Consider the following 17625-nt stretch of genomic DNA (forward strand, 5'->3'; position numbering starts at 1 on the left):
GTCTCCATAATGAACGCCCACGACGCGAGAGGCGAGGGCATGCACAAGCAGCACGACGGGTTCAAGAACATCGGTCTGATCGGCCGCCTGGGCAGCACCAAGGTGGTCGAGACCCTCGAGCGACTGCTTCGTCTTCTCGATGAGCGTGGCCTGCATGTGATCGTCGAGGATCGCACCGCGACCGTGCTGCCCGATCATGGTCATCCCGAGGCCAGCCGCCGCACGCTGGGTGAGCTCTGCGACCTGGTCATCGTGGTGGGCGGCGACGGCAGCCTGCTGGGCGCCGCCCGTACGCTGTGCCATAGCGGCACCCTGATGCTTGGCGTCAACCGTGGCCGCCTGGGTTTTCTCACCGACATCTCGCCGGACGAACTCGAAGAGCGGGTAGGGCAGGTGCTGGACGGCCAGTACGAAGTGGAAGAGCGCTTCCTGCTCGACGCCGAGCTGTACCGGGACGGTACCCTGGTGGGCAGCGGCGATGCCCTCAACGAGGTCGTGCTGCACCCCGGCAAGGCGGTGCGCATGATCGAGTTCGAGCTGTTCATCGACAAGCAGTTCGTCTGCAGCCAACGCAGCGACGGCCTGATCATGGCCACGCCCACTGGCTCGACCGCCTATGCGCTGTCGGGCGGCGGTTCGATCATGCACCCCAAGCTGGACGTGATCGAGCTGGTGCCGATGTTCCCCCACACGCTCTCCAGCCGGCCCATCGTCATTGATGCTGCCAGCGAAATCCACGTGCACATCGGTGAGACCAACCAGACCTACCCGCACATCAGCTGCGACGGCCAGACCCGTGCCGTGGCCAAGCCCGACGACGTGCTGGTGGTGAAGCGTAAGCCGCAGCGGGTGCAACTCGTGCATCCGCTCGGTCATAACTTCTATGAGGTCCTGCGCAGCAAGCTGGGCTGGAGCAACCGGCTGGGAGATTGAGGTGAGGCAGGCGGCAATAGAAGGCTACGATCTGATCGGTGACGTGCACGGCTGCGGGGCGACCCTGGGGGCGCTGCTGGAGAAGCTTGGCTACCATCAGCGTGGCGGCGTCTACCGTCACCCCCGGCGCAAGGCGATCTTCCTCGGCGACCTGATCGATCGCGGCCCGCGCATTCGCCTGGCGGTGAGCATCGCCCGGCGCATGGTGGAAGAGGGCGAGGCGCATATCGTCATGGGCAATCATGAATACAACGCCCTGGCCTACAGCCACCGTGCGCCACGCCAGTTGGGGCGCGAATGGCTACGTGAACACACCCCCCGGCACAACCGCATCATCAAGGAAACCCTCGACCAGTACCGCGACCATCCCGCCGAGTGGGACGAGACGCTGAGCTGGTTCATGGAAATCCCGCTGTATCTCGACTTCGACGCCTTCCGCGTGGTGCACGCCTGCTGGGACCAGCCCCTGGTCGATGCGCTGGAAAAAGAGTGCCCGGGCGGCATCATCGACGAGCCGTTCCTCAGGCAGTCCGTCGATTCGAGTACGCTGGCCTATCGCATACTCGACCGCCTGACTCGTGGCGTGCACCTGCCCCTGCCCACCGGGGTGGAGATCCACTCCGGCGACGGCTTCACCCGGCGCAGTTTCCGCGCCCACTTCTGGGCGCGCGAACCCCAGACCTGGGGCGACGTCATCTTTCAGCCCGACAACCTGCCCGACGCTCTAGAAGAGCGTGAGCTGACCGCGGCCGAGCGGGCCCGCCTGCCGCACTACGGGCTCGACCAGCCGCCGCTGTTCATTGGCCACTACTGGTGTGAAGGGGTGCCGGCGCTGCCCACGGCCAACATTGCCTGTCTCGACTACAGCGCGGTTAAGTTCGGGCGTCTCGTCGCCTACCGCTGGAGCGGCGAACGGCGGCTGGACGCCAACCATTTCGTCTGGGTGAGGGTGCCGCAGGAAGAGGCTGCAAGGCCACGGCCGTGGGAAATCGACTTCGACTAGAAACACTGCACCAATGCCTGCGCGAGCGAATCGCTGCGTTGCGCGGTGCCGAAGCGTCGGACCGGCGGATCCTCACATATACCCCATATGCTCCGGTTTACTCGAAGCCTGCGGCTTCTCGCCCCTTCGGGGCCAGCCTACGGCTGTTTGTCGCTTCGCTCGGTACTGTGCTCCGTGCGCCTGGCGACCCACAGGGATGTGGGAAGTGCGTTGGTTCGTCGGGAACGAACCTAGCCGCTTCATCCCGCTCGTCGATTGGTGCAGCGCTTCTTCTGAAAAGGGGATACAAAGTTTTACAACTTTTTTTCTCACGGCCCTGAACTTCCCCTCGGCTCGCTCGTCTGAGTAAGTGTTCCCTTGAATGATCCCTTGCTCTTGTCCGGCGGCCCCCCTTCCGCCGGATTTTTTCTGTGCCCCGATTTTTCTGTGCATCAGTGGGCGGATTTGAGAAAAGCCCCGCCGCAGCGCAAGATTGCACTCATTACCTTGGTTCAGGAAGCGTTCATGTATCGCATCATGCTGTTCCCCCACGAAACGGACACCAGCGAACTTCGTCGCGCGCTGTGGGCGCATCGCATCGGGCACCGCTTTACCGAGGAAACGGAAGGTCAGGTGCTGTGGCTGGCCAATCCGGATCAGCACGACGCCCTGATGCAACTGCTGACACGCTGGCAGCGCGGAGAGCGGGTCATGCCCGAGCGTCGCAAGCGTTCGTCGGGCACCGGCGGTTCCCTGGCCGTGGCCTTCCGCCAGGCGCCGGTCACCGCCGCAGCGCTGGGGATCTCGCTGCTGGTCTTCGCCCTGATGTACCTGCTCGGCGATATCGTGGTGGCCATGCTGACCATCGTGCCGGTCGGGATCGTCAACGGCAGCCTGGCGTTTGGCAGCCTGACCGACTCCATTTCCTCGGGGCAGGTGTGGCGTCTGCTGTCGCCGGCCTTCCTCCACTTCGGCTGGATGCACCTGATCTTCAACATGATGTGGCTATGGTATTTCGGCCGCCAGGTCGAGACCCTACAGGGCAGCGGACGCATGCTGATGATCCTGCTGGTGGCAGGCATCGGCGCCAACCTGGCCCAGTACGCCACTGGCACCGTGCTGTTCGGCGGCATGTCGGGAGTCGACTTCGCGCTGCTCGGCTATGTCTGGCTAATGTCGCGCCGCGCGCCGCACAGCGGCTTCTTCGTGCCGCAGATGCTGGTGGTGTTCATGCTCGGCTGGATGGTGTTCACCATGACCGACATGGCCGCCGCGGTAGGCTTCGGCAACGTGGCCAACGAGGCGCACCTGGGCGGGCTGGTCGTGGGGCTGGCGTTGGGGTGGTATTATTCGGGCCGTGCTCGTCATCTTCACTGAGCCGTCACTTCGAGAGAGTTCCCCGAGAGAGTTCCAATGAGCGATATGACCTTTGAGCGCATGATCCGTCAGATGACGCCGGCCATCTATGAAAGCCTCAAGCAGGCGGTGGCGCTGCGCAAATGGCCGGACGGGCGCATGCTGACTGCAGAGCAGACCGAGCTCTGCCTCGAGGCGGTGATTCGCTACGAGCACGAGAACCACGTGCCCGAGGAGCTGCGCGTGGGCTACCTGCAGCAACGCACCTGCGGCAGCGCCAGCAGCGGTACCGACGTACCGCCGGAGTTAGCCGGACTAGCTCGGGATGCCTCGCGTGACTGATAACGGCATGATCGAGGTCGCGCCTGCGGTGCAGGGCTGCCTGAGCAAGATGGCCGTTGCACCGGGTGAGCAGGGCGGCGCGGTGCGCTATACGCTGCGTGCCGGTGAACATCGCCTCGACCTCAACGCGCGGCTCGGCCAGCCGCTGCGGCTGGAGTGGACCGGTGCGATTGCCTGTACCCACTGCGGCCGGGCGACCAAGAAGAGCTTCGCCCAGGGTTATTGCTACCCCTGCTTCTCCCGGCTGGCCCAGTGCGACACCTGTATCGTCAAGCCCGAGACCTGCCATTTTGACGCCGGCACCTGCCGTGAGCCGGAGTGGGCCGAGCGCCACTGTTTCCAGCCCCACGTCATCTACCTGGCCAATTCCTCCGGCCTCAAGGTGGGCATCACCCGTGGCACCCAGGTGCCCACGCGCTGGCTCGATCAGGGCGCGATCCAGGCGCTGCCGATCCTGTCGGTCGATACACGCCAGCAGTCGGGTTTGGTCGAGATGCTGTTCAAGGAGGAAGTGGCCGACCGCACCAACTGGCGCGCCATGCTCAAGGGCGAGGTCGAGCCGATGGACCTGCTGGTCGAGCGCGACCGCCTGCTGGCGCGTCTGGAGAGTGGGCTTGGCCAGTTGCGCCAGCGTTTCGGCGCCGATGCCATTCGCCTGCTCGACGAGCCGCCGGTGAGCTTCGACTACCCAGTACTGGAGTTCCCACGCAAGATCGTCTCCCACAACTTCGACAAGAAGCCCGAGGTGACCGGTACCCTGCTAGGCCTCAAGGGGCAGTACCTGATCCTCGACAGCGGCGTGATCAACCTGCGCAAGTTCACCGGCTACGAAGTGGCGGTGAGCTGAGCTGAACTGAGCACGGAACTGAGCGCAGCCGAGAGGCTGCGCTATGCTCCCGTGAGAGATCTCTTCCAGGGGAGCCTGCCATGGATCAGATGCGCGCCATGCGCCTGCATGCCCCCGGCCAGCCGCTACAGTTGGACCGGGTCCCCAGGCCACAGCCCGACACTGCCCAGGTGCAGTTCCGCGTGCTGGCCTGTGGCGTCTGCCGCACCGACCTGCATGTGGTGGACGGCGAGCTGCCTTCGCCCGTACTACCGCTGATTCCCGGTCACGAGATCGTTGGTGAGGTCACCGTGGTGGGTGTGGGAGTGCAGCACCTAGGCGTGGGCATGCGTATCGGCGTGCCTTGGCTGGGCTGGACCTGCGGCGAGTGCGAGGCCTGCCTGGCCGGTCGCGAGAATTTATGTGACCAGGCGCGATTCACCGGCTATACCCTGGATGGCGGCTACGCCGAGTACGGCGTGGCCGATGCCCGCTACTGTTTCCCCTTGATCGCCGAGGACGCCCAGGCCGCCGCACCGCTGCTGTGCGCGGGGTTGATCGGCTATCGCACCTGGCGCCTGGCCGGGGGTGAGCAGAACCGGAGGCTCGGGATCTACGGTTTCGGCGCCGCGGCGCATATCCTCGTTCAGCTCGCCGTGGCGCGCGGGCAGCGAGTGTATGCCTTCACCCGGCCGGGCGACGACGCGGCCCAGGCCTTCGCCCGGCGGCTCGGGGCCGTTTGGGCCGGCGATGCCGACCAGGCGCCGCCGGAACCCCTCGATGCCGCGCTGCTGTTCGCGCCGGTGGGAGAGCTGGTGCCCCTGGCCCTGGCGCAGGTACGCCCGGGTGGCTCGGTGGTTTCCGGCGGTATCCACATGTCCGACATCCCCGCCTTTCCCTATCGCCTGCTGTGGCAGGAGCGCAGCGTCAAGTCGGTGGCCAACCTCACCCGCCAGGACGGCGAGGAGTTCCTGGCCCTGGCGCCCACGGTGCCGATTCGCACCGAGACGCGCGCCTACCCGCTGGAGCAGGCCAATCAGGCGCTGAGCGATCTGCGCGAGGGTCGGTTGACAGGGGCTGCGGTGTTGATTCCGTGACTCGTCATGCTTGCTATGGCTGCAAAAGTTTCGAGCGAGCCCGCTTGGCACGGAGAAGGGTTGGCAGGCTATGCTGTCATTTCCCTTACCTGCGACGAGTTTCGACATGTATCGCCTGCATATTGCCAACAAGAACTACTCTTCCTGGTCGCTGCGCCCCTGGGTGCTGATGCGTCAATTGGACATCCCGTTCGAGGAGCGCGTGACCCCCTTCGAGCCCGGCTCCCCCGGTATCAACTGGGCTACGTTTCGTACGTTTTCGCCATCCGGGATGGTGCCCTGCCTGGAGGACGGCGAGCGCGTCGTATGGGAGTCGCTGGCTATCGTTGAGTACCTGGCCGAGCGGCATGCGGGCGTATGGCCCGTCAACGACGAGGCGCGCGCCTGGGCGCGCTGTGCCAGCAGTGAGATGCACGCAGGTTTTGCCGCGCTGCGCAGCCTGTGTCCGATGAACTGCGGCGTGAGGGTACAGCTGCACCGCATGCCGGACGCTCTCGCGCGCAACCTGACCCGTATCGATGAGCTCTGGCAGCAGGGCCTGACGCGTTTCGGCGGCCCCTTCCTGGCCGGTGATACTTTCTCGGGGGTGGATGCCTTCTTCGCTCCGGTCGCATTCCGAGTGCAGAGCTTCGGGCTCGAACTCAGTGCGCCCTCGATGGCTTATGTAGAACGGCTACTGGCACTGCCCGCCATGCAGCAGTGGTATGAGGCGGCGCTGGACGAACCGTGGCGCGAGGCGGGACACGAAGCCGAGGTGCAGGAGAGCGGCACCATTATCGAAGATCGGCGGCGCGCTCCCTGACAGCCCGCTCGGACGCCTTTTTTCGCCGGGTCATGTCGTGGCTCAATCGAACAGGTCGCCCTGCTTGCGGGGTGGCCTGAAGGCCGTGGTATCGAGCTGGCGCGCCTCGCGTTTATCGGGATCGTTGAGGCCCAGCCGCCGGCAGATCTTGTCGAAGCGCTGGGCGATCAGCTCGGCGAACACCCCCTCGCCGCGCATGCGCTTGCCGAAGCGGCTGTCGTAGTCGGCGCCGCCGCGACTCTGCCGTACCAGGCTCATCACCTTGCGTGCCCGCTCGGGGTAGTGGGCTGCGAGCCAATCCTCGAACAGCGGCGCCACCTCCCGCGGCAGACGCAGCAGCGTCCAGCCGGCCCACTGCGCGCCGGCGTCCCGCGCCGCTGCCAGCAGCCCATCCAGCTCATGGTCGGTCAGGCCCGGTATCACCGGTGCTACCATCACCCCCACCGGAATGCCGGCCGCGTGCAGACGTTGCACGGTGCGCAGGCGCGCGGCGGGAGAGGCGGCCCGGGGCTCCAGGCTGCGCTTGAGCTGGGTGTCCAGGCTGGTCAGGCTGATCGACACCCGCACCAGCCGCTGGCGGGCCAATTCCCCCAGCAGGTCCAGATCGCGCAGGATCAGTGCGCTCTTGGTAATGATCGATACCGGGTGGCGGCACTCGAGCAGGAAGCCCAGTATCTCGCGGCTGGTGCCGCGTTCCGCCTCCAGCGGTTGGTAGCAGTCGGTGTTGCCGGAGAAGGCAATGGGCCGGCACACGTAGCTGCGCTTGCAGAACTCCTCGCGCAGGCGATCCACCAGGCCGCTGCGGGCAATCAGCCGGGTCTCGAAGTCGATGCCCGGTGACATGTCCCAGTAGGCGTGGCTCGGTCGCGCGTAGCAGTAGATGCAGCCGTGCTCGCAGCCGCGGTAGGGGTTGAGCGAGCGGTCGAAGGCCAGGTCGGGGGAGTCGTTCCACGCCAGCGCGCTGCGCGCCCGCTCCTCGCTGACCACCGTGGCCAAGCGCGTCGGCATTTCCTCCTGCCACCAGCCGTCGTCCACCGTTTCGCTGTGGGTGGGGGCGAAGCGGTTGCTGGGGTTGTAGGTGGCGCCGCGGCCCTTGCGCGTTTGCTTGATGTCGAAGTGAGGCATGGCGAGCCTTTGGATAACTGTATTCATATACAGTATAGAGTGGCTTTGGCTAGGCGCCAATCTCGAACGGCTCGACCTGGCGGGCATTCGTCTCGGGTTTCCTTTACGCTTTGCTGTATGGATGCCATCTCCGACAGTCAATCCGAGCGCCAGGGCGAGGCGCTCTACTCGGTCCAGGGGCTGTGGTGCACCAGCTGCGCCCTGGCCGTCGAGGCCCAATTGGCGCGCATGCCTGGTGTCAGCGCCGCCAGTGTGCACTATCCCAGTGCCACCCTGCTGGTGCAGGGGCAGCCGCCGGCGCTCGAGGAAGCGCGGCTGGCTGCCGCCGTGAGCCGGCTCGGCTACCGCCTCGGCCCACCGGAAGCGATCGGCGATGCCGAAGCGCGGCTGGATGCCGAGAGCCGCTATCTCACCCTGCGGTTGCTCATGGCCGTGGCCTTCGGCATGTGGACCATGCTCGCCTCGCTGCTGATCTATGCCGGCGCCATGCCGAGTGCCGAACTCGACTTGATCATGGCCTGGGTCTCGGGCGCGTTCGCCCTGCCGGTGGTCACCTACGTGGCGCTGCCGTTCTACCGCGCCGGCTGGCGCACGACCCGGGCGTGGCGACCCGGCATGGATGCGCTGGTGGCGCTGGGCGCGCTGACGGCGGTGGGCGTATCGCTGTGGCTGCTGGCTCGCGGCTCGCCCGAGGTCTATTTCGATACCGCCGTGATGCTGGTCACGCTGCTGCTGGTCGGGCGGCTGGTGGAAACCCTGTGCCGCCATCGTGGGCTGCGTGCGCTCCAGGCCTTGCATCGGCCGCCGGCGCAGGTGCAGCGCTGGGAGGCGGATGCCTGGCAGCCCTGTGCGCTGGATAGCGTGGCGGTGGGAGACCGGCTGCGCGTCGAACTCGGCGAAGCGCTGCCGCTGGACGGGACCCTCAGCGATGCCGAAGCGCTGCTCGACCTCTCGCCGCTGACCGGCGAAAGCGCGCCGCGGCGCTGCCTGCCGGGCGATGCCGTGGCGGCCGGCTGTCGTAACCTCGGCGCAGCGCTGGTCTTCGAGGTCACCGCGCCCGCCGGTGAGTGTCGTCTGGACCGGCTGCGCGAGCAGATGTGGTGGCAACAGGCGCGCAAGGGCGAGCTGCAGCGGCTGGCGGATCGCTTCGCCGGCTGGCTCAGCCCCCTGGCGGTGGTGCTGGCGCTGTTCACCCTGGTGGCCACCTGGCTGGCCGGCGTGCCGGCCGAAGAGGCCTGGGTAAGGGCGCTATCGGTGCTGGTGGTGGCCTGCCCCTGTGCCGTGGGCCTGGCCATTCCCCTGGCCGGCCTGGCGGGCAGCGGCCAGGCCCTGGAGCGCGGCGTGGTGATCCGCGACCCGGGCGCCTTCGAGACGCTGGCGCGAATTCGCAGCGCCGCCTTCGACAAGACCGGCACGCTCACCGCCGGGGAGCCGCAGGTGCAGGTCATGCACCCGGCAGCCGATTTGCCAGAATCGGAGCTGCTGGCGCTGGCAGCCGTGGCGGCGCGTGGCAGCGAGCACCCCCTGGCACGGGCCGTGCGCCGCTATGCTCAAGATGCCCAGGATGCCGGAGCGGGCGGGGAGCTCGAGGTCGTGCAGGCCGAGGAGGTCGGCGGACGCGGGCGGCGGGTCTCACTTGGCGACGGGCGAGAGCTGCTGCTGGGCAGCCGTGCCTGGCTTGCCGAGCAGGGCGCTGCCACCCAGCAGGCCGGCGACTCGGGGGAGAGTGAAGTGCTGCTGGCCTGCGACGGCGCTCTGCTGGCCCGCTTCACCCTGGGTGAGACGGCCCTGCCCGGTACTACCGAGACGCTGGCCGAATTGCGCCGAGAGGGGCTTGCCCTGGCCCTGATAAGCGGCGACAGGGCGCCGGCGGTGAGGCGGCTGGCGGATGCCGTGGGCATGAAAGCGGAAGAGTGCTATGCCGGGCGCAGCCCCGAGGCCAAGGCCAAGCTGCTGGCGGCCATGCCGCAGCCGTCGCTCTACGTGGGCGACGGGCTCAACGACGTGGTGGGGCTGGCCACCGCCAGCGTCGGCGTGGCGCCGCTGGGTGCCAATACCACGGTGCAGGAGGGCGCCAGCGTGGCGTTGCTGAAGCCCGGGGTGGCCGGGGTCGAGGTGGCCTGGCGTCTGGCGCGCCGCACGCGCCGGGTGATGCGCCAGAACCTGGTGCTCTCCGGGATCTACAACCTGCTGGCGCTGGGGCTGGCGGTGGCCATGCCGATTCCGCCTCTGATAGCGGTACTGGCCATGGTGGCCAGCTCGCTCAGCGTGGTGGCGAATTCGGCACGCCTGGCCCTGGCCGGCGAGCGGGAGCCCGAGCAGCCACGGCAAAGCCGACAGGTGGGAGCGCTGGGCACGGCGCCGTGACAGGCCGTGCCAGCCTGTTAAGATGGCGGCTGCTTCACGCCCTATCAGGATACGCTCATGCTTGCCGATACCCTGGCCGCCATCGTGCCGGTCGATGACTCACTCGCCACTGCCGTGCAGGCACGCCTCGACAACCTCACCAAACCCCCTGGCAGCCTGGGGCGCCTCGAGGCCCTGACCAAGTCGCTGGCCGGTATGAGCGGCAATGCTTCACCCAGGGTGAGCCCGCCCGGGGTGATCGTCTTCGCCGCCGACCATGGCGTGGCCGAAGAGGGCGTGTCGGCCTTTCCTCAAGAGGTCACGGCGCAGATGGTGGCCAATTTCGCCGCCGGCGGTGCCGCCATCAATGTCTTTGCCCGCCAGATCGGCGCGCGGCTCGAAGTCGTCGACGTGGGCGTGAAAGGAATCGTCGAAGGTGACGGCGTGGTAGTCGACAAGGTGCGCCCCGGCACCGCCAACTTCGCCCGCGAGGATGCCATGAGCCTGGCCGAGGCCGAGCGTGCCATCGAGGTCGGCATACGCGCCGCTGCGCGCAGCCACGCTGCCGGCTGCTGCTGCCTGATCGTTGGCGAAATGGGCATCGCCAATACTACCGCCAGCAGCGCCCTGTTGGCCGCCTTGAGCGGCCGGCCGGTGACCCGCCTGGTGGGGCAAGGGACCGGCATCGATATCTCGCGCCTGGCGCACAAGGCCGGGGTGATCGAAGGGGCCTTGGCAGCGCGCCAGCCCGACTCGGCCCGGCCGCTGGAGATGCTGGCCAAGCTCGGCGGGCTGGAGATCGCCGCCATGGCCGGTGCCTACCTGGGCGCGGCGGCTCGGCGCATGCCGATCCTGGTCGACGGCTTCATCGCCACGGTGGCGGCGCTGGTGGCCTGCCGACTTGCGCCCGCCCTGCGCGGTTACCTGATCTTCGGTCACCGCTCCTGCGAGCCGGGTCACGACGTGGCCCTCGAATTGCTCGATGCCGAGCCGCTGCTCGACATGCAGCTGCGCCTGGGCGAGGGCACCGGGGCGGCCCTAGCCTTTCCGCTGCTCGAAGCCGCCTGTCGCATGCTGAGTGAGATGGCTACTTTCGATTCGGCCGGGGTGGCTGGCGCTGCCCCCGAGTCATGAGCGCCGAAGCATGAGCGCCGAGCCGCTGAGCCTGGCCCTGCTGGCGCTGCTGCTGGGAGCTATTGCGCTGGATCTGCTGATCGGCGACCCGCGCTGGCTTCCGCATCCGGTGGTTGCCATGGGACGGCTGATCGAAGCGCTGGAGCGCCGCTGGAACCGGGGCTCGCCCCGAGCCCGGCGGCTCAAGGGCTTCCTGCTCACCGGCTGCGTGGTGGGGCTGACCTATGCCCTGGCCTGGAGCGTGCTGACGCTGCTCGCCGGGCTGCATCCTTGGCTGGGACTCATCGGCGAACTGCTGCTGCTGGTCAGCGCGCTGGCGATCAAGGGGCTGCGCGATGCTGCCTTCGCAGTGGCCGGTCCGCTGGCCAGGGGTGACTTCGACGCCGCGCGCCGGGCCGTTGCGATGATCGTGGGACGCGATACCGAGGCCCTCGACGAGGCCGAAATAACCCGCGCCACGGTGGAAACCGTGGCCGAGAACACGGTCGACGGCATCACCGCGCCGCTGTTCTGGGCGCTGCTCGGCGGGGCGCCGCTGGCACTGGCCTACAAGGCGGTGAATACGCTGGACTCCATGGTCGGCCACCGCAGCGAGCGCTACGCCGACTTCGGCTACGCCTCGGCCAAATTAGACGATCTGGCCAACTGGGTGCCGGCCCGGCTCACCGCCCTGAGCATGTGGCTGGCCGCCCTGGCGCTGCCGGGGGCGCGTAGGCAGGGAGCGTTGGCTGGCACCTGGCGTGACGCGCCGGGCCATCCCAGCCCCAACGCCGGCTGGCCCGAGGCGATGATGGCGTACCTGCTCGGCGTGCAGCTCGGCGGCACCAATACCTACGGCGGGCGGGTCTCAGAGCGGGTAAGGCTGGGCGAGCCCCGCGAGCCGCTGCGAGTCGTCCATATCCAGCGCGCCGTGACTCACATGCACGGCGCCTGGGTGGTCTTCTTCCTGCTGATGGCCGGTGTGGCCGGGACGTGGAGCGCATGGGCATGAGCGAGGGGAGAGGCGTATGAGCGACTGGCCGAGTCACGGCGGGCGTCCGGAGCAGCTGTTGCCGCGCTTCGGCCTCGCTGGTGGCAGTGAGGTCATCGACTTCAGCGCCAACCTCAACCCGCTGGGGCCGCCGACGTGGCTAGCTGAGCGGCTCGCCGCCAGCGTGGCGGAGCTCGCCACCTATCCCGACCCCGATTATCGCGAGGCGTGCGAGGCCGTCGCCCGCGCCGAAGAGCTGCCCGCCGAACAGGTGCGGCTGACCAATGGCGGTGCCGAGGCGATCTTCCTCGCCGCGGCGCTGCTGGCCAGGCAGGGGGTGAGCCGGGCCGCAATCGTGCAGCCCACCTTCGGCGAGTATACGCGCGCCTGCCGCCACTACGGCATCGCCGTGGAGCACGTCGAGCTGGCGGGTGAGCGTTTCGAGCTGGACGAGGCACGTGCCGCTGAGGCCATGCGCGCTGCCGGCGCGCTGTTCCTGTGCCGCCCCAACAACCCCACCGGCACGCTGATCGAGCGCGAGCGGATCGAGCGCCTGCTGGCGGCAGCCCAGCGCCACGGCGCCACGCTGGTGGTGGACGAAGCCTTCGTCGATTTCGTCACACCGGATGAGCGGCTCACGCCGCTGCTGGCCCGCTTCGACAACCTGCTGCTGCTGCGCTCGATGACCAAGCTGTACGCCATTCCCGGCCTGCGGCTGGGTTACCTGCTGGGCTCGGCCACAGTGGTAGGGCGTATCGGCGAGCTGCAGCCGCCGTGGAGCGTCAACGCCCTGGCGGCGGGGCTGGTCGCGCCGCTATTGGCGGATCGTGACTATCTGGCACGGACCCGCGCCTGGCTCGACGCCGAGCGGCCCTGGCTGCATGCCGAGCTCGAGGCGCTGGGGCTCGACGTCGTGCCTTCCCACGCCAACTTCCTGTTGTTCAGGGATGCGCACGGCGAGTCGATGCCGGCGCTGCTGGAACACCTGGCGCGCTGCGGCATCCTGGCGCGCCATACCCACAATTTTATCGGCCTCGAGGGTGCCTGGCTGCGGGTGGCGGTGCGCTCGCGCAAGGAGAATGCTCAGCTGGTCGAAGCCATCACCCGTTGGAGAAATCCATGATCGCTTTCATCAGCGGCGGGGCGCGCTCCGGCAAGAGCACCCATGCCGAAGCCCTGGCACGACGCTGGCAGGCCGAACGGGGCGGGGCCCGCTATTACCTGGCGACCGCGAGGAGCGGCAGCGATGGCGAGTGGCAGGCCCGCATCGGCCGCCATCGGCAAGCCCGGGGCGAGGGCTGGATCACCCTGGAGGAACCGGTGGACCTCATTGCCGCCCTCGAGCAGGTGGAGCCGGGCGGCACGCTGCTGCTCGACTGCCTGACCCTGTGGGCCAGCCAGCTGCTCTATTCCAGCGAGCATGCCAGCGAGCTCGCCGAGGTGCGAGGCATCGCCATGCTCGAGCACCTGCTGGCCGAGGCCCGGCGACGCGACGTGGCGCTGGTGATCGTCTCCAACGACGTCAACGAAGGCATGCCCCCCGAGGACGCCGAGGTGTGGCGCTACCTGGCCTTTCTACAGCGGGTTCACCGCCTGGTGGCGCAGGAGGCGGACGAGGTGATCCAGGTGATGGCCGGGCTGCCGCAGGTGTGGAAGCGCCGTGATGGAGAGCCATCATGAAAGACGCCGCCTACGGCCTGGTGCTGGCGCTGCAGTTCCTGACCCGGCTGCCGCTGCCCTTCGCCTGCCCCTGGACGCCGGCCACCCGGCGCTGGGCGGTGCGCTGCTATCCGCTGGCTGGCGTGCTGCTCGGCGGCCTGCTGGTGGCGATGGCCACGCTGCTCGAGAACCTGCTGCCCGCGCCGTTGCTGGCGCTGGCGCTGCTCACGCTGTGGGTGGCGCTCTCCGGTGGGCTGCACCTGGACGGCCTGATGGACGTGGCCGACGCCCTGGGCAGCAACGCGCCGCTGGAGCGCAAATGGGAGATCATGAAGGACCCCCATGTCGGCAGCTTCGGCATCCTGGCGCTGGTGTTCCTGCTGCTGTGGAAGGCCGCGCTGCTGTTCGTGATGATCGACATCGGCACGAACCTGCTGCTGTTGGTGATGATTCTGGGGCTGGGGCGCCTGGCCGCGGTCGCGCTGCTGGTACTGGCTCCGGCGGCGCGGCCCGAGGGCATGGCCGCCAGTTGGGAGCGTGACCTGGTGCCGCGGGACCTATGGCTCGCGGCGCTGCCGCTGCTGCCGCTGGCCGTGCTGGTGCCGGGCGGGGTGTGGCTGTGCCTTGCACTGGCGCCGTTCCTGATGCTCTATGCCTGGGGCATGCTGCGTGCCTTCAAGGGCATCAACGGCGATATCGTCGGAACCGCAATCGAGGGAGGAGAGCTATGGCTGCTGCTGGTCGCCTGGAGCTGGTGGTCGTTCGTCACGGGGTGACGCAGTGGAATCGCGAGCGTCGCTACCAGGGGCAGCGCGACATCCCGCTGCTACTGCCTGACGCCCTGGCGGGCCTCGACACGCTGCGCGGGGAGCTGGAGGAGCAGACCTTCGACGCCGTGCACTGCAGCGACCTGACCCGCTGCCGGCAGACCCTGGCGCACGTGATCGAAGGGCGCGAGAGGGCCTGGCCGACGCACTTCGATGCGCGTCTGCGCGAGCTCGATTTCGGCGACTACGAGGGGCGTACCTACGATGAGCTGAAGTCGCAGCCCTTCTATCGCGCCTGGATCGACAGCGAAGGCCGGCAGCCGCCGCCCGGCGGCGAGTCCACCGCCGACCTGGGCCGGCGGCTCGACGCTTGGTTCGGCGACGTGCTTGGCGCCTGCACGGCGCTTGGCCAACGCCGCGTGCTGGTGGTCACCCATGGCGGGGTGATTCGCGAGTTACGCCGCCGCTTCGAGGGCATCGGCTTCTGGCAGGGTGACGTCGTCCAGGCGGAGGGACGCCGCTTCACGTTTTCCATGAACGAAGAGGGATGCTGGCAATGCAGCTCTTCATCGGCGGTGCCTGCGCCGGCAAGCGCGACGCCGTAACGCAGCGCTTCGACGCTCCGCATTGGCACTCCGCCCATGCCGGCTGCCGGCTCGAGGCCTGGCGCTCGCTGACGGAAGCCCGCTGCCTGGTGCTGGAGGGCTGGGAGCGCTGGATCGGCCAGCGGCTCGCCGATGAACCGAACGACGACCGGCTGCGCCAGGCCATGGCGCGGGAGCTCGACGCGCTGCGCGCCTGGGAAGCCGAGCAGGGTGGTCAGGCCGTGCTGATCCTGCTCGAAATGGGCCGCGGCATCGTGCCGCTCGGCCGGGAGAACAGGCGCTTGCGGGACCTCAACGGTTGGCTGGCCCAGGACGCCGCGGCACGCTGCGAGCGGGTCTGGTACGTATGGAATGGGCTGGTGAAATCGCTAACGCTTTGATCTGTCTCAATACACGCCTAACCCTGCGTTGACGCCCTGGCGCGAGATTGCTAGCTTACGCCCACTCTCAGGCGCCTCATGTCCTATCGAGGTTAAACGGGAAGTCGGTGACTCTCTTCGCAAGACGAAGAGGCGCATTCCGACGCTGCCCCCGCAACGGTGATCGAGTGTAGGTCCATCATCACGCCACTGTGCTTTGCATGGGAAGGCGATGGACCCGAAGCGTGCAGTCGACGCTTCGCTCGTCAGCCCGGAGACCGGCCTGAGATAATTTGCCGGGTTGCGGTGGGCTACCTCGAGGCAGGGCAGGCGCCGCCGTTCACCTCTCCCTTTCTCGATCCCTTCACGCCACCCCGGCTTCGCCTAGAAGACCGTGCGGGTAGGCACGGCGAGCAAGGGAATCAAAATGAAAACCAAACCTCACCTGGCTGCGCTCCCTATGGCTGCGCAGGGCCTGGCCGCCTTCGGCCTGGCAGCGCTTCCTCTGGCCGTTCAGGCCCAGACCACGGTCAATCAAGACACCGATGTCGTCGCCCTCAATCCGATGGTGATCACCGCCACCCTGGCGCCACGTACCGCCGACGAGACCCTCTCCTCGGTGACCGTGCTCGACGAGGCCAACCTGCGCCGACAGGACCCCACCAGCGTTACCGATATGCTGCGCGGCCAGCCGGGGGTGGACGTCATCACCAACGGCAGCTTCGGCAAGAACAGCAGCGTCTACCTGCGGGGTACCGGCAACGAGTCGACGCTGCTGATGATCGACGGCATTCGCCTGCGCTCGGCGACGGCGGGCGGTGCAGCTTGGCACTATCTCGATCCGCGCATGTTCCAGCGTGCCGAGATCGTGCGTGGCCCGCGGGGCAGCCTCTACGGGGCCGATGCGGTGGGCGGCGTGGTGCAGCTGTTCACGCATGAAGCGCAGGAAGGCGGTCCGCACCCACGCGTCTCGGTGGGCGGCGGCTCCTTCAACACCCAGCGCTACAGCGCCGGGCTCTCCGGCAGCAGCGGCGGCACCCGCTACAGCTTTGCCGGCAGTCATTTCACCACGGACGGTACACCCATTCGTCGCGATGGCGAGGACAAGGGGTACGACAATACCTCTGGGCTGGTTCGTATTGCCCATACTTTCGAAACTGATGCGGAAGTAGGCGTGCTGGCATTGCGTGCCAAAGGCGGCAATGAGTACGACGGTGGTGAAATGAACTTCGTGCAGCAAGTTGCCGGAATCTACGGTGAGATACCGATCACCAGCAACTGGCGTAGCCGGCTGACCTTGAGCGAGTCGCGTGATGAGCTCGACGACCAGGCCTTTGCCACCCAGTGGGGACCGGCAAGCACTTCCATCCTCGATACTCGTACTCAGACTGTTCGTTGGCAGAATACCCTGGCCTTTGGTGTGCACGAATTGGTGGCCGGGGCCGAGTACAGTGAAGATCGTGTTTCCGGTACGACAGGCCACGACGTGACTCGTCGCGACAACACGGCGATTTTCGCCCAGGGCCTGCTCGATTTTTCACCGTTCGCCTTGCAAGCTGCTCTACGTTATGACGACAACGAGGCGTATGGCGAGGAAGTCACCGGCAGCTTGGCGCTTGGCTACGATCTGGATAGCTTTCATACGCTGCGAGCCAGCTATGGCACGGCTTTCCGTGCTCCGACTTTCAATGATCTGTATTGGCCCTATCAGGACTTCGGTACTTGGGGATCCTACCAAGGGAATCCTGACTTGCGAGCGGAAACGTCCTCTACGGTCGAGTTCGGGATACGCGGCCAGTACCAGGGCATGTTCTGGGATCTGGCGGCTTACCATACGTCTGTTGACGATATGATCGCCACGGAGACCATCAATAATGATAGTCGTCCGACCAATATCAACGAGGCGCGTATTCGGGGCGTCGAGCTGTCAGGGGGAGCCGAGATACAGGACTGGACTCTGGCTGCCGCTTTGACCTGGATCGATCCGGAAAACCGTAGCGGAGCCAATGCGGGCAATCGTATTCAGCGCCGAGCCAGCCAGAGCGCACGTTTCGACATCGACCGCGAGCTGGGCGAGTGGTCGCTGGGCGGCTCCTGGATCGTTCAGGGCTATCGCTACAACGATGCCGCCAACACTGATCGCATCGGTGGCTTTGGGCTCGTCAACCTGCGCGCCGGGTGGCAGCTTGCCCCGCTGTGGTCGGCTCGTCTGACGGTGGAGAACGCCCTGGACAAGGAGTACGAAACTTCCCGTGACTACCTCAATGCCGGCCGTGCGGCCTTCGTCAGTGTCCACTTTGGCCAGTAGCGGCCGATTCGGCG

17 protein-coding genes and 1 riboswitch are annotated in these 17625 nt (G+C 67.2%); of the genes, 16 read left to right on the plus strand and 1 reads right to left on the minus strand.

Features of this window, described 5'->3' with window-relative positions:
• The first annotated feature begins 39 nt into the window (after nt 1-39).
• The 7 genes from HOP58_RS17420 (at nt 40) to HOP58_RS17450 (ending at nt 6338) form a co-directional block, all read left to right on the plus strand.
• Complete coding sequence (locus tag HOP58_RS17420) at nt 40-933, plus strand: NAD(+) kinase (RefSeq protein WP_010629294.1); 894 nt, start codon at nt 40-42, stop codon at nt 931-933.
• 16 nt (nt 934-949) lie between these two features.
• Nucleotides 950-1936: a metallophosphoesterase gene (locus HOP58_RS17425; protein ID WP_234261054.1), complete on the plus strand. Its 987-nt coding sequence runs from the start codon at nt 950-952 to the stop codon at nt 1934-1936.
• 504 nt (nt 1937-2440) lie between these two features.
• Nucleotides 2441-3292 carry a rhomboid family intramembrane serine protease gene (locus HOP58_RS17430; protein WP_234261018.1) on the plus strand — a complete coding sequence of 284 codons (852 nt, stop codon included), beginning with the start codon at nt 2441-2443 and terminating at the stop codon, nt 3290-3292.
• A gap of 36 nt (nt 3293-3328) precedes the next feature.
• Nucleotides 3329-3613, plus strand: a complete 285-nt coding sequence (locus tag HOP58_RS17435) for a DUF1315 family protein (RefSeq protein ID WP_234253047.1) — start codon at nt 3329-3331, stop codon at nt 3611-3613.
• On the plus strand, nt 3597-4460 hold the full coding sequence (locus HOP58_RS17440) for a DUF2797 domain-containing protein (RefSeq protein WP_234261019.1): 864 nt from the start codon (nt 3597-3599) through the stop codon (nt 4458-4460). The genes HOP58_RS17435 and HOP58_RS17440 overlap by 17 nt, the downstream gene beginning before the upstream one ends.
• A gap of 80 nt (nt 4461-4540) precedes the next feature.
• Nucleotides 4541-5536 (plus strand): zinc-dependent alcohol dehydrogenase family protein, encoded by a 996-nt coding sequence (locus tag HOP58_RS17445; protein ID WP_234261020.1) that lies wholly within the window; start codon nt 4541-4543, stop codon nt 5534-5536.
• Nucleotides 5537-5642: 106 nt separating this feature from the next.
• Nucleotides 5643-6338: a glutathione S-transferase family protein gene (locus tag HOP58_RS17450; RefSeq protein ID WP_234261021.1), complete on the plus strand. Its 696-nt coding sequence runs from the start codon at nt 5643-5645 to the stop codon at nt 6336-6338.
• A gap of 42 nt (nt 6339-6380) precedes the next feature.
• On the opposite strand, the gene HOP58_RS17455 is transcribed toward HOP58_RS17450, so the two are convergent.
• Nucleotides 6381-7463: a PA0069 family radical SAM protein gene (locus HOP58_RS17455; RefSeq protein ID WP_234261022.1), complete on the minus strand. Its 1083-nt coding sequence runs from the start codon at nt 7461-7463 to the stop codon at nt 6381-6383.
• 117 nt (nt 7464-7580) lie between these two features.
• Here HOP58_RS17455 and HOP58_RS17460 point away from each other — a divergent pair, with 117 nt between their 5' ends.
• The 9 genes from HOP58_RS17460 to HOP58_RS17500 all read left to right on the plus strand — a co-directional run bounded on the left by HOP58_RS17460 (nt 7581) and on the right by HOP58_RS17500 (nt 17611).
• On the plus strand, nt 7581-9830 hold the full coding sequence (locus HOP58_RS17460; protein ID WP_234261023.1) for a cation-translocating P-type ATPase: 2250 nt from the start codon (nt 7581-7583) through the stop codon (nt 9828-9830).
• Nucleotides 9831-9887: 57 nt separating this feature from the next.
• Nucleotides 9888-10943 carry a nicotinate-nucleotide--dimethylbenzimidazole phosphoribosyltransferase gene (gene cobT, locus HOP58_RS17465; protein ID WP_234253052.1) on the plus strand — a complete coding sequence of 352 codons (1056 nt, stop codon included), beginning with the start codon at nt 9888-9890 and terminating at the stop codon, nt 10941-10943.
• A gap of 10 nt (nt 10944-10953) precedes the next feature.
• Entirely contained in the window at nt 10954-11934 is a 981-nt protein-coding gene (cbiB, locus tag HOP58_RS17470; protein ID WP_234261024.1) for an adenosylcobinamide-phosphate synthase CbiB, read from the plus strand.
• A gap of 16 nt (nt 11935-11950) precedes the next feature.
• Nucleotides 11951-13036, plus strand: coding sequence for a threonine-phosphate decarboxylase CobD (cobD, locus tag HOP58_RS17475; protein WP_234261025.1), 1086 nt, complete (start codon nt 11951-11953; stop codon nt 13034-13036).
• Entirely contained in the window at nt 13033-13593 is a 561-nt protein-coding gene (locus tag HOP58_RS17480; protein WP_234261026.1) for a bifunctional adenosylcobinamide kinase/adenosylcobinamide-phosphate guanylyltransferase, read from the plus strand. Before cobD ends, HOP58_RS17480 begins: the two co-directional genes overlap by 4 nt.
• A complete protein-coding gene (gene cobS, locus HOP58_RS17485) occupies nt 13590-14348 on the plus strand; it encodes an adenosylcobinamide-GDP ribazoletransferase (protein WP_234253056.1) in 759 nt (252 codons plus the stop codon). Before HOP58_RS17480 ends, cobS begins: the two co-directional genes overlap by 4 nt.
• A complete protein-coding gene (locus HOP58_RS17490; RefSeq protein WP_234253057.1) occupies nt 14300-14944 on the plus strand; it encodes a histidine phosphatase family protein in 645 nt (214 codons plus the stop codon). Before cobS ends, HOP58_RS17490 begins: the two co-directional genes overlap by 49 nt.
• The gene (locus HOP58_RS17495; protein WP_234261027.1) at nt 14896-15324 is read left to right on the plus strand and encodes a bifunctional adenosylcobinamide kinase/adenosylcobinamide-phosphate guanylyltransferase; all 429 of its coding nucleotides are present in this window, start codon (nt 14896-14898) and stop codon (nt 15322-15324) included. The genes HOP58_RS17490 and HOP58_RS17495 overlap by 49 nt, the downstream gene beginning before the upstream one ends.
• A gap of 52 nt (nt 15325-15376) precedes the next feature.
• Nucleotides 15377-15605: riboswitch (cobalamin riboswitch) on the plus strand.
• Nucleotides 15606-15730: 125 nt separating this feature from the next.
• Nucleotides 15731-17611 (plus strand): TonB-dependent receptor, encoded by a 1881-nt coding sequence (locus HOP58_RS17500; protein ID WP_234253059.1) that lies wholly within the window; start codon nt 15731-15733, stop codon nt 17609-17611.
• The last annotated feature ends 14 nt before the right edge of the window (nt 17612-17625 follow it).

Source organism: Halomonas sp. MCCC 1A11062 (assembly GCF_021404355.1).
Classification (GTDB): Bacteria; Pseudomonadota; Gammaproteobacteria; order Pseudomonadales; family Halomonadaceae; genus Halomonas; species Halomonas aerodenitrificans.

What these genes read in the sequence shown, in the direction of transcription:
- HOP58_RS17420 (WP_010629294.1), top strand. Translation starts at nt 40, where the DNA reads ATGCACAAGCAGCACGACGGGTTCAAGAACATCGGTCTGATCGGCCGC.
- HOP58_RS17430 (WP_234261018.1), top strand. Translation starts at nt 2,441, where the DNA reads ATGTATCGCATCATGCTGTTCCCCCACGAAACGGACACCAGCGAACTT.
- HOP58_RS17435 (WP_234253047.1), top strand. Translation starts at nt 3,329, where the DNA reads ATGAGCGATATGACCTTTGAGCGCATGATCCGTCAGATGACGCCGGCC.
- HOP58_RS17440 (WP_234261019.1), top strand. Translation starts at nt 3,597, where the DNA reads ATGCCTCGCGTGACTGATAACGGCATGATCGAGGTCGCGCCTGCGGTG.
- HOP58_RS17445 (WP_234261020.1), top strand. Translation starts at nt 4,541, where the DNA reads ATGGATCAGATGCGCGCCATGCGCCTGCATGCCCCCGGCCAGCCGCTA.
- HOP58_RS17450 (WP_234261021.1), top strand. Translation starts at nt 5,643, where the DNA reads ATGTATCGCCTGCATATTGCCAACAAGAACTACTCTTCCTGGTCGCTG.
- HOP58_RS17455 (WP_234261022.1), bottom strand. Translation starts at nt 7,463, where the DNA reads ATGCCTCACTTCGACATCAAGCAAACGCGCAAGGGCCGCGGCGCCACC.
- HOP58_RS17460 (WP_234261023.1), top strand. Translation starts at nt 7,581, where the DNA reads ATGGATGCCATCTCCGACAGTCAATCCGAGCGCCAGGGCGAGGCGCTC.
- cobT (WP_234253052.1), top strand. Translation starts at nt 9,888, where the DNA reads ATGCTTGCCGATACCCTGGCCGCCATCGTGCCGGTCGATGACTCACTC.
- cbiB (WP_234261024.1), top strand. Translation starts at nt 10,954, where the DNA reads ATGAGCGCCGAGCCGCTGAGCCTGGCCCTGCTGGCGCTGCTGCTGGGA.
- cobD (WP_234261025.1), top strand. Translation starts at nt 11,951, where the DNA reads ATGAGCGACTGGCCGAGTCACGGCGGGCGTCCGGAGCAGCTGTTGCCG.
- HOP58_RS17480 (WP_234261026.1), top strand. Translation starts at nt 13,033, where the DNA reads ATGATCGCTTTCATCAGCGGCGGGGCGCGCTCCGGCAAGAGCACCCAT.
- cobS (WP_234253056.1), top strand. Translation starts at nt 13,590, where the DNA reads ATGAAAGACGCCGCCTACGGCCTGGTGCTGGCGCTGCAGTTCCTGACC.
- HOP58_RS17490 (WP_234253057.1), top strand. Translation starts at nt 14,300, where the DNA reads ATGGCTGCTGCTGGTCGCCTGGAGCTGGTGGTCGTTCGTCACGGGGTG.
- HOP58_RS17495 (WP_234261027.1), top strand. Translation starts at nt 14,896, where the DNA reads ATGCAGCTCTTCATCGGCGGTGCCTGCGCCGGCAAGCGCGACGCCGTA.
- HOP58_RS17500 (WP_234253059.1), top strand. Translation starts at nt 15,731, where the DNA reads ATGAAAACCAAACCTCACCTGGCTGCGCTCCCTATGGCTGCGCAGGGC.